Source organism: Myroides sp. N17-2, assembly GCF_002286775.1.
GTDB lineage: Bacteria > Bacteroidota > Bacteroidia > Flavobacteriales > Flavobacteriaceae > Flavobacterium.
This window is the reverse complement of sequence record NZ_NSGJ01000020.1, coordinates 42,852-56,585: the sequence shown is the minus strand read 5'-3', so window position 1 is coordinate 56,585 and position 13,734 is coordinate 42,852. Positions and strand designations below refer to the sequence as shown.

Genomic DNA, 13,734 nt, shown 5'->3' with positions numbered 1-13,734 from the left:
ACTAAAAATAGGCATATTTCGAAATTTATTTGAAAGGTTAGGAGGGTATGCAGTGTAGCACTTATATTTGGGCTTAACGAAAAATAACCTAATGAATAGTAAATTACTTTATCCTAAAAAAATAGTAGACAAGATAAATGAGCTAACACTAAACCATAAAACAGTCTATCCAATACTGTTAGCAATTAGTTTTGGACATTTATGTAATGATTTGTTACAGGCCATAGTACCTGCTATTTATCCAATGTTAAAGACGAATTATAATTTAAGTTTTGCACAGATTGGTATTATTACATTCTGTTTTCAGATTTCATCTTCTTTATTACAGCCTCTAGTAGGAACTTATACAGATAAGCATCCTAAACCTTATTCTCAAATGATAGGAATGCTATGCTCTATGTTAGGAGTTATTCTTTTGAGTTATGCTCCTAGTTATGCGATGGTACTCTGTGCAGTAGTATTGATAGGTATCGGATCATCTATCTTTCATCCAGAATCATCTAGAGTATCTTATGTTGCCTCAGGGGGAAAACGAAGTTTAGCTCAGTCTATTTTTCAAATAGGAGGAAATACAGGAACGGCATTAGCGCCATTATTAGTTGCGTGGATAGTATTGCCTAAAGGCCAACAACAGTTACTGTGGTTTGTAGTAGTGTCTATTATCGCTCAGTTTGTTTATGCCTTTATCGGTGGATGGTATAAAGATGTTTTAAAACATCAAGCTAATAAAATGAAAAAAGCTATCCGTATACCTGAGCTATCTAAGTTCAGAGTGTGGACGTCTATCTTTGTTCTGCTATTATTGATTTTTTCTAAGTACTTCTATGTTGCTAGTATTTCTAGTTATTTCCAATTTTATACAATGGAGAAGTTTGGATTAAGTGAAGTACAGGCACAAGTATATTTGTTCTATTTCTTATTAGCTGTTGCTGCAGGAACATTAATAGGAGGCTTCTTTGGAGACAAAGTTGGCCGTAAGTATATTATCTGGTTTTCTGTGTTAGGAGTGGCTCCGTTCACATTAATGTTGCCTTATGCTTCTTTAGAATGGACAGGAATACTAATAGTTATCATAGGATTAATCTTATCATCTGCCTTCCCATCTATATTAGTATATGCGCAAGAGTTATTACCTCGTAAGATAGGAATGGTATCTGGGCTATTCTATGGTTTTGCCTTCGGTATGGGGGGATTAGGTTCTGCTGTATTAGGTTGGTGGGCAGATCGCACTTCTATTGAGAATATCTATGTGATCTGTGCTTATCTACCATTAATCGGTATTATAGCTGCATTCTTACCTAATATGAAGAAAGTTAAGTTTAGAGAAGAAGAGTAGTATTAGAAATAAAAAAGTATGTATCTTTAAACATATCAAACTCTTAAAAGTTACATTATGAAAATGTTTATTACTGTTATTGCCCTTGGAGTAGTATTTGGTTCATGTAGTAGTTCTACTAAATTAGCTGAAAACTCTAGTGAATTCAAGAACGAATATCAAAAGTCTCTAGCTGAATATAATAAAAGTGTAAGCCCTCAGATTTACAATAATCATAATAGTCCTATTGTGAAGAATGATGGCACTTTATTAAAAACTACTAAAACGGCGACTCAAGAGTAAGTAATATATAACAAAGGGCATAAGTATACAGTACTTACGCCCTTTGTTATATATTTTTTTTATTAGAGTAGTTTTCCTGATAAGAACATTGCTGCAATTGAGAAGTAGATAATCAATCCAGAAACGTCTACTAAAGTAGCTACAAATGGTGCTGATGCTGTAGCAGGGTCCATACCGAACTTTCTCAAGATAAATGGGATTAACGATCCAGATAAGGTCCCCCAGAGTACAATGAATAGTAAAGATACAGAAACGCTTAATCCTACTTCTACCCAGTGTATTCCATAATCGTATATTCCTGCTTCTTGCCAGATAAAGATTCGTATAAAACCGATGATACCAAGAATACTTCCAAGCATTACTCCTGAAGCTAATTCTTTACGCATTACATACCACCAATCGCTTATTTTTAATTCACCTAGTGCCATTGCACGGATGATAAGTGATGCCGCTTGTGATCCTGAGTTACCACCACTAGAGATAATTAATGGAACAAATAGCGCTAGTACCACTGCTTTTTCTATTTCTCCTTCATAGTGTCCCATCGCAGAAGCAGTAAGCATCTCTCCTAAGAATAGGATAATTAACCAACCTGCTCTTTTGCGCACTAATTCAAATAAAGGTGTCTGAGTATATGATAAGTCTAATTCTTCCATCCCCCCGAACTTCTGGATATCTTCAGTATCTCTATCTTTAATCGCATCTAAGATATCATCGAAGGTTACAATACCTACTAATACACCACTTTCTGTGATAATAGGCAGTGCAGAACGGTCATACTTCTCGAATATATCAAAGGCATCTTCTGTCTTAGTAGTACTCGTGATAGATGTAAATGTATTGTCTATTAAGTCAGAGATCAGTGTATTCTCATCAGCTAATACAAGTTCTCCTAATTTTAAGTCGTCAATTAATCTATTGTGATCATCAACTACATAGATATAGTTTAATGTTTCAGCTTTCTTACCATAGACTTTTATATGATCTAAGACTTGTCTAACTGTTCTGTTAGCCTTGGTTTGGATATATAAAGGTGTCATTAGCCTAGCAATACTATCTTCTTTATAGCCTATTAAGTTAAGAGCTATTTGTTTCTCTTTATCATTAAGTAGGTTGATAGAATATTTGATTAGCTCATCTGGGAAGTCCTCTAAAAGCTCTGTACGGTCATCAGGTTCAAGGTTGTTTAGTACGTCAGCATAATCTTCTTGAGTCATACTGCGTACTATTTCTTCTTGAATATTAATGTCTAAGAAGGAGAATACTTCAACTTTTAAGTCAGGTGAAAGCTTTAGAAACGCAAGGTTTCTTTCAGTTTTTTTCATCTCTGTAATAGCTTCAGCAATATCCGCTGGGTGCATATCTTTAAAAGTCATAGATCGAAGTTTATTAAGGTGTTAGTACAATATTTTCTTAAAAACAGAGCAAAGGTAATCTTTACTTGGTGTACTTTAAAATTTCTAATGATTTTTTAATAAAATTAGAGTCTGTTTAAAATACGTCTATGTATTTTAAACAGGCTCTAAACTTCTGATAATATTTTATGTATTTAAGCTATTGGTTGTCTATAGCATTATCTATAGTTTGTGAATCTAAGCTTTTCTTTGCTTTGGCTCCCATATCTTTTAGTTTTTGTACAGAGGTAATTAAATTTCCTTTTCCTTCACTTAGTTTGTTAAAGGCACTGTCGTACTCGCTTCTTGTCTCATCTATTCTTTTACCAACTTTTTGTAAATCGGTTACAAGACCTACAAATTTGTCATATAGTAAACCAGCTTGTCTCGCTATTTCATAAGCATTCTCTTGTTGCTTGCGCTGGCTCCACATTGATTCTATGGTACGTAGTGTAGCTAATAGGGTAGAAGGGGTAACTATCACAATGTTTTTTTCGAATGCCTTTGTATACAAGGTGTTGTCAGTATTAATGGCAATAGAAAAAGCAGTTTCAATAGGAATGAATAAGAGTACAAAGTCTGGACTAGTACCTTTATATAATTCAAAGTAATTCTTCTCTGACAGCCCATCTATATGTCTTTTTAGAGAGTATAAATGCTCTTGTAAGTAATGGTTCTGTTCTTCTGTATCGACAGTATTGATATATTGTTCATAAGCAACTAAGGATACTTTTGAGTCGACTACCATATGTCTATTGTCAGGTAGGTGAATAACTACATCAGGCTGTAATCTATTACCTGCATCAGAGGTATAACTTTGTTGTGTTTCGTATTCACGCCCTTTCTCTAGACCAGATTTTTCTAGTACACTTTCTAAGATCATCTCACCCCAGTTTCCTTGCATTTTATTATCGCCTTTTAGAGCTTTGGTAAGGTTAAGTGTTTCTTGACTCATCTTTTGGTTGAGCTGTTGTAACCCAAATATCTGTTGGCGTAGTGATGCATGGTGGTCAATACTTTCTTTATGTGTCTGTTCTACTTTTTGTTCGAAGTGTACTATCTTTTCTTGTAGAGGAGTTAGGAGAGTCTCTAAGCTAGCTTTATTCTGTTTAGTAAACTTATCACTCTTCTCTTCTAGTATTCGATTAGCAAGGTTCTCAAACTCTTTTGTGAATTTCTCTTGTAGGTTAGCTGTTTCTTGTTGTTGTGTATCTAATTTCTCTTGAAGATTAGCATATTCAGTGTCGCGTATAGAAATACGAGCTATTAATTCTTGGTTGTCTTGTCTTATAAACTCTAGGTTATCTTCTATGTTTTTCTTCTCTGTTTTTAATTGTTCTATTTGCTTGCTTTTATAGTCATTATCTGCTTCTAGTCTTATCAGATCACTAGATGAGGTGGTTTCTTTCTTACCGTATTTACCAATAAAAAAAGCAATGATAATTAAGATAGCTAATAGTGCAATTAATAGTTCTTGAGACATAATATGTTTACTAAAGTTTAATAATCAAAAGTACTAAATATTGTGTATATTAGGAGTGTTTGGATTGCTATGGTTTATAGCAAAAGGTATTTGTTGTTTGTAAGTTGTTTATTTATAGAAGTATAAATAATTAAGTTGTTTTTTTATTAATTTAGTAATAGTGATTAATTAATATTTACAGCCTATGAAAAATATTTTATGTTTAGTTATGTTGATGTTTACTTTTACTTTCTCTTTTGCACAGGATAAAGAAGAAGTAACAGTTGCTGAGAATACTAAAGTTAATAGTAAAAAGAAGAGAGATATAAGTGATAAGCTTGTGAAAATGGATGGATATATCGCTTGTAACTTTACTAAACTTGATGAAGAAAAGGCTATAGCTGATGGGCACGTTGTTCAAGGTTATTGGAGTATGAAAGACCTTAAAGAGTTTATTATGAAAGATCGCAATGTTTTGCCTAATGCAATCTTTGTGATATCGAGTTCTGGTAGTTTTGATTTTGGAGAGTATGAAGTCTGTGCAGGAGGAATCTACTATAAATATTATAGTAATAGGCAGAATGGCTACACAAGGAACAAATAATTAAATAATAAAAAGAAAAAGCCCACTTGATCCAAGTGGGCTTTTTTAGTATTATCTACTTAAGTACATTTTTCTACGAGAATAGATTTCATAGAACTGATCGTCTCTTAAGTTCTCGATAAACAAGATGCTTTCTCCTGTAGATTTCATTTCAGGTCCTAATGCTTTATTTACATTTTTGAACTTGTTGAAAGAGAATACAGGTGTTTTGATCGCGTATCCGTTTAACTGTGGATTAAATTCAAAGTCAGTTACCTTGTTGTGACCTAACATTACTTTCGTAGCGTAGTTTACATAAGGCTCTCCATACGCTTTAGCGATGAAAGGAACTGTTCTAGATGCTCTAGGGTTAGCTTCGATAATATATACGACATCGTCTTTGATAGCAAACTGAATGTTGATTAAACCAACTGTTTTTAAAGCTACAGCAATCTTTCTTGTGTGGTCTTTAATTTGGTTTAAAACAAATTCACCTAAGTTAAATGGAGGTAACATCGCGTGGCTATCACCAGAGTGAACTCCACATGGCTCTATATGCTCCATAATACCGATGATGTGTACATTCTCTCCATCACAGATAGCATCTGCTTCAGCTTCTATAGCTCCTGCTAGATAGTGGTCAAGTAATAATGAGTTACCAGGAATAGAGTTTAGTAATTCGATTACGTGATCTTCTAATTCCTTTTTATTGATAACAATCTTCATTCCTTGTCCTCCTAATACATAAGAAGGTCTCACTAATAGAGGGAAGTCTAATTCGTCTGCTAATTTGTTTGCTTGTTCTGCTGTTTTAGCAACACCAAACTGAGGGAATGGGATGTCTAATTGCTCTAATAATTCAGAGAAACGACCTCTATCTTCAGCTAAGTCTAATGCGTCAAAGCTAGTACCTAATATCTTGATACCATTTTTCTCTAGTTTTTCAGCTAGTTTAAGAGCTGTCTGACCACCTAACTGTACGATTACACCTTCTGGTTTCTCGTGTCTGATGATGTCATAGATATGCTCCCAAAATACTGGTTCGAAGTATAATTTATTCGCTGTATCAAAGTCAGTAGATACTGTCTCTGGGTTACAGTTAATCATTATCGTTTCGTATCCACACTCTTCTGCTGCTAATACTCCGTGTACACAAGAGTAGTCAAACTCAATCCCTTGACCGATACGGTTAGGTCCTGATCCTAATACTACTACTTTTTTCTTATCTGTTACGATACTTTCGTTAGACACATAACGCGTTCCATCAGGTCTCTGAATTTCAGCTTCGAAAGTAGAGTAGTAGTAAGGTGTTTTAGCTGGAAACTCAGCTGCACATGTATCTACTAATTTAAATACACGGTTGATATTCATATCATCACGTAGTGTGTGTACTTTACTTTCCACAGTGTTTAACATGTGAGCGATTTGTCTATCTGCAAAACCTTTTTGTTTTGCTTCAAGCATTAAATCCTTAGGTAAAGTCTCTAACGTATATTTAGAAATCTCTTTTTCTAGGGTATATAGTTCTTCATATTGTTTTAAGAACCACATATCAATTTTAGTGATTTCGTGTATTCTACTTAATGGAATACCGTGTTGGATTGCGTCGTAGATTACGAAAACTCTATCCCAACTTGCGTGAGTAAGTTTGTCGATAATCTGATCGTAATTTGTGTATCCTTTACCGTCAGCTCCTAAACCATTTCGTTTAATCTCTAATGATTGTGTTGCTTTGTGTAACGCTTCTTGGAATGAACGCCCGATACCCATTACTTCTCCTACTGATTTCATTTGAAGACCTAATGTTCTATCTGCTCCTTCAAACTTATCAAAGTTCCAACGTGGTATTTTTACAATTACATAATCTAAAGTCGGCTCGAATAAAGCAGAAGTAGATTTAGTAATTTGGTTTTGTAACTCATCTAATGTATATCCTAATGCAAGTTTAGTTGCAATCTTAGCGATAGGGTAACCTGTAGCTTTAGATGCTAATGCAGAAGAACGAGATACACGTGGGTTAATCTCAATAGCTACAATATCTTCTTTTTCGTCTGGTGATACAGCGAACTGTACGTTACATCCTCCAGCGAAGTTACCAATACTACGCATCATCTTGATTGATAGGTCACGCATTCTTTGGAATGTTCTATCAGATAATGTCATAGCAGGTGCTACTGTAATACTATCTCCAGTGTGGATACCCATAGGGTCCATATTTTCGATAGTACAGATGATTACTACGTTGTCGTTTTTGTCACGTAATAATTCTAATTCGTACTCTTTCCATCCAAGTAAAGCTTTATCTATTAAAACTTCGTGGATAGGAGAAGCTTCTAAACCATAAGTTAGCAAATCGTCAAAGTCTTCTGCTTTGTGTACGAAAGCTGCTCCTGTACCTCCAAGTGTAAATGAAGGGCGGATAACTAATGGGAAACCGAATTCTTGTGCAATTTCTTTTCCTTCTAAGAATGAAGTAGCTGTTTTTGCAGGTGCTGCAGGTACATCTATTCTTTCTAAAAGTTGTTTGAACTGTTCACGGTCTTCAGTGATGTTAATAGCGTTGATGTCAACACCAATTAGGCGTACCCCAAAGTCAGCCCAAATACCTTTCTCATCGCATTCTAAACATAAGTTTAGTGCTGTTTGACCTCCCATAGTAGGTAGAACAGCGTCAATCTCAGGATGAGCTACTAAGATCTCGATAATAGATCTTGCAGTCAAAGGTTTTAAGTAAATATGATCTGCCATTGAAGGGTCAGTCATAATTGTAGCAGGGTTAGAGTTAATTAAGATAACTTTAATTCCTTCTTCTCTTAAAGATCTTGCTGATTGTGAACCAGAGTAATCAAATTCACAAGCCTGTCCGATAATGATTGGTCCTGAACCAATGATTAATACAGTTTTGATAGAATTGTCTTTTGGCATTTTAGTCTGTGTTGTTATGTTAAATACTTCGTTGTGAGTGAAGTAAGTTTAGTGTTGTTGTGTGTGATAGATGGTGTTCTTTACGACAAAGTATAAAAAAAGGCGTTACAAATAATAGTAACACCTTTAGCTATGTTTGACTCAAACATTATTTTTTATGTCTTGTTTCACAAGAAACAGTCAATTTATGTCTTCCTTTAGCTCTTCTAGCAGCTAATACTTTTCTACCGTTAGGAGTAGACATTCTATCCATGAAACCATGTTTGTTTCTTCTTTTTCTATTCGATGGTTGAAACGTTCTTTTGCTCATTGCTTTTATCTTTAAATCTTAATTTTACTAATCTAACTGGTTTCTTTGAATTAGCTGTTGCTTAAAAACCGAGTGCAAATATATAAAAGTCTTTTTACTCTTACAAAACGTTTTTGAAAAATATTTTTATTCTTTCTGTTTTGCTGATCTCTTACTATATAAATGCAATATTACTAAATAATAAAGACATTGTTAAGGATTTGTAATCATATTTATTATTTTTGCTGTTTTAAAAGTGTTAAAGTTAAGTTCATGAACATAGGTTTATATAAAAGAGTGCTGAAAATAACGTGTGTGTACTTTGTTTTTTTCTTCTTTATTTTTTTAATTAGTAGATTCTTCTTCTTATTTAGCTATGGCAATGTAGAAGAATTAAATGAAGTTAAGGTTGGGATTGTTAAAGCCCTTATTTCAGGTGCACGATTTGATATTTCTGCTATATGCTATGGTTTTTTACCATTAGTATTATTTTGGTTAGTCTCTATGTTTATTCCTCAGCGTTTTTCTTTGAGGTTTTTAAAAATATATTATACTGCAATATCTATTATATTAATGATTGTATTGTTGTTGTTTTTATCTTTAATTATCATAGATTATTTCTTTTATCAGTTTTTTCAATCTCATATTAACCTACTTTTCTTTGGAATTTTTTATGATGACACATCAGCTGTATTAGATTCAGTTTGGACGGATTACCCTATTTTGAAGATTGTTAGTGTTTATCTAATTGCTGTTTTATCTTTTATTTTTCTTAGTCGATCTATTAAGAAGAATCTAGTTGAAACTAATATCTCAGTTACTTTTAAAAAGAAAGACTATTTACTAACTCTTGTTGTTCTTCTATTTTTTATTGGAATGCGTGGTAGCTTAGGTGAGTTTACCCTTCGTCGTGAGCATACTAATGTATCTACTAATGAGTTTGTTAATTCCTTGGGATATAATGCTATTTATAGTCTTAAGTTCGCTAATTCAGAACGAAAGGAGAATATGATAGTTCCTGATATTGATAAGGAGATAGCTAGTTCTAACTATAAATCTATAGTAGATATTCAAAAGGAATACTTAGGTAGTGAGTCGCCTTTTTTTGATAATGATTTGTCAACTAAAACTGCTTATAATGAGTTCTTAGAGAAGAATCCTCCTAATGTGATCTTTCTTCAGATGGAAAGCATGAGTAATCATTATTTTGAACTAAATACGGATGAGTTTAATTTAATTGGAGATCTAAAAGAAGAGTTACCTAACCTATATTATTTTAAGAATGGTACATCAGCATTTAATGGAACCATTCAAACGTTAGAGAACTTTATCATAGGTACACCTAAGACAATTATATCTCAATCTGTTTATTTTGATACTCCTTTTTCTACTTCTATTGCTTTGCCATTTAAATCAAAGGGATATGATACGTATTTTTTAACAGGAGCTAATTTGTCTTGGAGAAATATTGATAAGATGCTAGAACGTCAGCATTTTGATTATTTAAAAGGGAACAATGATATACTTGAGTTTAATCCTAATGCAGAGCAATTCGCTTGGGGAGTACATGATGGTTATTTATTTGATTATATATTTAATACTTTAAAGAAAGAGGATGGCAAACCGAAGTTTATCTTTGGTCTTACCATTAGTAATCATACACCTTTTGAGGTTCCAACTAGTTTTAAAACTAAACCGATAAAAATGCCTGCAGAGGTAAAGAAGAGTATTAGAGTAAAAGAGGATATAGCATATGCTAATTTTTATTCTCACCAATACGCTGCCTCAGAATTAGCAAGATTAATCAAGACAATAAAAGAATCTCCTTATGGCGAAAATACAATTATAGTTGCTTCTGGAGATCATAATATTAGACAAGTATTTGAATATACACCTGAAGATGGCTTTATGAAAAGAAGTGTTCCTATCTTGTTCTATATACCGGAGAAGTATAAACCTGCTTTCTTTGATGCAAATATCATGGCTGCTCATAAAGATATTTTTCCAACTATATTTAATTTGAGTTTATCAAATGCAAAGTATATTTATACTGGAGATGATTTATTTGATAAAAAGAAGAAATATAGATTTGCTATTAATGATTATAATTTTATGGCTGATTCCATAGGAGCTATAGCGATTGAAAATGATAAAGTATACTATTATACTTGGGCAGGAAAGAATAAACGAAAGTTATTAGTGCAACCTGAGATAGGGGAGCATGGTCAGTATATGTTAGATAAAATGAAAACATTCACTACAATGCACACCATTAAAATTTATCAAGATATACAGCGCCATCAACAGAATAAGGATTAGTAAAACAATAAAAGCTCCTATATAAAGGAGCTTTTATTATTTAAGATTATATAATAGTCGATTTGTTATAAGGAACTATATCTTGATATCTATATCCTGTTCTATATCGCACATGATTACTGATATAATCTCCTATATCAGTAGTGTTGAATTTAGAAGATGTATCTAAGTCAGGGGTCAATACGCCTGCATTAATACAATGTATCACAGCGTCTTGAATAGCATCTGCGGCATCGTGTTCTCCTAAGTGCTCTAACATCATCGCTCCACTTAAAATAGAAGCGATAGGGTTAGCAATACCTAGGCCTTTAGCTTGTGGATAAGAACCGTGGATCGGTTCAAATAAAGCATGCTCATCCCCGATAGAAGCTGATGGCAATAAACCGATAGAACCTCCGATTACACTTGCTTCGTCAGAAATAATATCACCAAACATATTTTCTGTCAAGATGACGTCAAACTGTTTTGGATTAAGTATTAACTGCATAGCTGCATTGTCTACGAACATAAAGTCTAGTTCTACTTGTGGAAACTCAGTTGCAATCCTCTTTACTACTTTTCTCCATAATCTTGACGTTTCTAACACATTAGCTTTGTCGATTAAGGTAACTTTATTACGTCTCTGTGTAGCTGCTTTAAAGGCTCTACGAGTAATGTTTTCGATTTCCTCTTGATGATAAGTACAGATATCAGTAGCTGATTTGCCATCAGCAGATGTACTCTTTTCGCCAAAGTAAATACCACTGATTAACTCTCTGTAAATAACCATATCAGTACCCTGAATAATGCTCTCTTTTAAAGGACTCTTATCGATTAACTTCTTGTAAGCCTTCACAGGACGTACGTTAGCATATAATCCTAAGGCTTTTCTAAGCGCTAATAACCCTTGTTCAGGACGTACTTTAGCAGTAGGATCATTATCATACTTAGGATCTCCAATCGCACCAAATAAGACTGCATCAGAAGCTTTACATTTCGCTAAGGTATCTGCGGGTAGTGGATTATTTGTTTGATCAATAGCTATTGCACCTACTAATGCTTCGTGATATTGCAACTGGAAGACGTACGTCTGAGCAGCTGCATTAAGTACTTTAATCGTTTCGTTGATTACTTCTGGGCCTATACCATCTCCTGGTAATACAGCGATATCATATTTGTTCATCATATTAGTAGGTATTAGTGGTTAACTCAAAGGCTGCGATAGCCTCTTTTTTAGCAATTAAATAGTCTATATCATCATACCCATTAAGTAGACAGATCTTTTTATATGGGTCTAATTCAAAGTGTTCTTCTCTATTGTTTATTACTATAGATTGATGTTCTACATCTACAGTTATCTGTGTTTTTGGGTTATTCTCTATTTCATTAAATAGGTAAGCGAGGTATTCTTTGCTGACCATAACGGGTAATACGCCATTATTTAATGCATTACTTTTAAAGATATCAGCGAAGAAACTACTTACGATAACTTTAAAGCCATAATCAGACAACGCCCACGCAGCGTGTTCTCTACTACTCCCACAACCAAAGTTATTCCCCGCGATTAATATTTCACCTGAGTACTTGGGGTTGTTAAGTGGAAAATCTTGTTTAGGACTGCCGTCATTATTAGATCGCCAATCTCTAAATAGATTATCTCCGAAGCCCTCTCTGTTAATACTCTTTAAGAATCTAGCAGGGATAATCTGATCTGTATCTATGTTCTCTATTGCTAGAGGAGTTGCTGTTGATGTTATCTTAGTTAACGCTTGCATATTCATTCATTTTAGAGTAAGTAATCTTGCCTTCTATCGCTACTATCGCAGCTGTTAGAGGGCTTGCTAATAATGTACGAGATCCTTGTCCTTGTCTACCTTCGAAGTTTCTGTTCGAAGTAGATACACAAAATTCTCCTGATGGAATCTTATCCTCATTCATCGCAAGGCAAGCAGAGCATCCGGGCTGTCTAATCACAAATCCCGCTTCTTGGAATACGGCATCTAAGCCTTCTTCTTTTATTTGAGCCACCACTTGTTGTGAACCTGGAACTATTAAGGCATTAATGTCTTGAGATATTCTCTTTCCTTTAATATAGGATGCTGCCACTCTAAAATCTTCTATTCTAGCATTAGTACAACTTCCAATAAAAACGTGTTTTACAGGGATGGTATCTATAGCCTGACCAGGTAATAATCCCATGTAACTAAGCGCCTTTTCTTCTGAATCTGTTTTGTTTAGAGGAATAAATGTATCAATGTTTATCCCCATACTAGGATTAGTTCCATACGTAATCATTGGTTTTATATCTTCAGCTTTAAAGTGATATTCACAGTCGAATTTCGCTTCTTTATCTGTAGGTAATGTTTTCCAATATGCTACTTTTTTATCCCACTCTTCTCCTTTAGGAGCAAAGGGCTTTCCTTTTACATAATCAAATGTAGTTTGGTCAGGAGCAATCATTCCTCCACGTGCCCCCATCTCTATACTCATATTACAGACAGTCATTCTGCCTTCCATAGTCATCTGTTCAAATACATTACCTGCATACTCACAGAAATACCCTGTACCTGCATCAGTTCCTACTTTAGAGATGATATATAGGATAACATCTTTTGGTTGAACATGACTATTTAGATGACCTTCAACAGTGATACGCATTGTCTTAGGCTTATTCATTAAGGTACACTGACTAGCGAATACTTGGGCTACTTGACTTGTTCCGATTCCAAAAGCAATTGTACCAAAGGCACCATGTGTAGACGTATGGCTATCTCCACAGACCATACTCATCCCCGGTTGAGTAATACCAAGCTCAGGTGCTATAATGTGTACTATTCCTTGATATTCATGTCCTAGATCATAATAGGTAATGTTATTGTCTTTACAGTTTATTGCTAATTGATCTACTTGTTGTTTTGATAACGGATCTTTTATTGGTTGTTCTTGATTTAGAGTGGGTACATTGTGATCTACAGTAGCTACTATTTGTTGCGGTCTAAAAACAGAGATACCTCTTTTCTTAAGTTCATCAAATGCCTGTGGACTTGTTACCTCATGAATTAGATGTTTGTCTATATATAATATATCTGGGCCATTCTCTATACTCTCTATTACGTGAGCGTCCCATACTTTATCAAATAATGTTTTTGGTTTATGAGTCATTAG

Annotated in this window: 11 protein-coding genes; 4 read left to right on the top strand and 7 right to left on the bottom strand. The window is 34.1% G+C overall.

Translation table 11 applies throughout. From position 1 onward, the window contains the following. The first annotated feature begins 91 nt into the window (after window positions 1-91). Window positions 92-1,336, top strand: a complete 1,245-nt coding sequence (locus tag CF599_RS10025) for an MFS transporter (RefSeq protein ID WP_121965894.1) — start codon at window positions 92-94, stop codon at window positions 1,334-1,336. 57 nt (window positions 1,337-1,393) lie between these two features. After that, window positions 1,394-1,618 (top strand): hypothetical protein, encoded by a 225-nt coding sequence (locus tag CF599_RS10020; RefSeq protein ID WP_121965893.1) that lies wholly within the window; start codon window positions 1,394-1,396, stop codon window positions 1,616-1,618. A 62-nt stretch (window positions 1,619-1,680) separates the two neighbouring features. Here CF599_RS10020 and mgtE read toward each other — a convergent pair whose 3' ends face one another. Further along, window positions 1,681-2,994 (bottom strand): magnesium transporter, encoded by a 1,314-nt coding sequence (gene mgtE / locus CF599_RS10015; protein ID WP_121965892.1) that lies wholly within the window; start codon window positions 2,992-2,994, stop codon window positions 1,681-1,683. Between the two features lie 178 nt (window positions 2,995-3,172). Continuing rightward, entirely contained in the window at window positions 3,173-4,495 is a 1,323-nt protein-coding gene (gene rmuC / locus CF599_RS10010) for a DNA recombination protein RmuC (RefSeq protein ID WP_121965891.1), read from the bottom strand. 184 nt (window positions 4,496-4,679) lie between these two features. Here rmuC and CF599_RS10005 point away from each other — a divergent pair, with 184 nt between their 5' ends. Continuing rightward, the gene (locus tag CF599_RS10005; RefSeq protein ID WP_143824814.1) at window positions 4,680-5,078 is read left to right on the top strand and encodes a hypothetical protein; all 399 of its coding nucleotides are present in this window, start codon (window positions 4,680-4,682) and stop codon (window positions 5,076-5,078) included. A 51-nt stretch (window positions 5,079-5,129) separates the two neighbouring features. Here the strand turns inward: CF599_RS10005 and carB are convergent, their stop codons facing one another. Further along, a complete protein-coding gene (gene carB, locus CF599_RS10000) occupies window positions 5,130-7,982 on the bottom strand; it encodes a carbamoyl-phosphate synthase large subunit (RefSeq protein WP_121965889.1) in 2,853 nt (950 codons plus the stop codon). Window positions 7,983-8,130: 148 nt separating this feature from the next. Next, window positions 8,131-8,292 carry a 50S ribosomal protein L34 gene (gene rpmH, locus CF599_RS09995; protein ID WP_006256972.1) on the bottom strand — a complete coding sequence of 54 codons (162 nt, stop codon included), beginning with the start codon at window positions 8,290-8,292 and terminating at the stop codon, window positions 8,131-8,133. 252 nt (window positions 8,293-8,544) lie between these two features. On the opposite strand from rpmH, the gene CF599_RS09990 reads away from it, so the two are divergent. Further along, window positions 8,545-10,590: an LTA synthase family protein gene (locus CF599_RS09990; RefSeq protein ID WP_121965888.1), complete on the top strand. Its 2,046-nt coding sequence runs from the start codon at window positions 8,545-8,547 to the stop codon at window positions 10,588-10,590. 46 nt (window positions 10,591-10,636) lie between these two features. On the opposite strand, the gene leuB is transcribed toward CF599_RS09990, so the two are convergent. From leuB to leuC, 3 genes are read right to left on the bottom strand one after another with little or no spacing between them, the layout of a single operon-like run. Further along, window positions 10,637-11,755 carry a 3-isopropylmalate dehydrogenase gene (gene leuB, locus CF599_RS09985; protein WP_121965887.1) on the bottom strand — a complete coding sequence of 373 codons (1,119 nt, stop codon included), beginning with the start codon at window positions 11,753-11,755 and terminating at the stop codon, window positions 10,637-10,639. A 1-nt stretch (window position 11,756) separates the two neighbouring features. Further along, complete coding sequence (gene leuD / locus CF599_RS09980; protein ID WP_121965923.1) at window positions 11,757-12,344, bottom strand: 3-isopropylmalate dehydratase small subunit; 588 nt, start codon at window positions 12,342-12,344, stop codon at window positions 11,757-11,759. Then, window positions 12,328-13,731 carry a 3-isopropylmalate dehydratase large subunit gene (leuC, locus tag CF599_RS09975; protein ID WP_121965886.1) on the bottom strand — a complete coding sequence of 468 codons (1,404 nt, stop codon included), beginning with the start codon at window positions 13,729-13,731 and terminating at the stop codon, window positions 12,328-12,330. The genes leuD and leuC overlap by 17 nt, the downstream gene beginning before the upstream one ends. Window positions 13,732-13,734 lie beyond the last annotated feature (3 nt).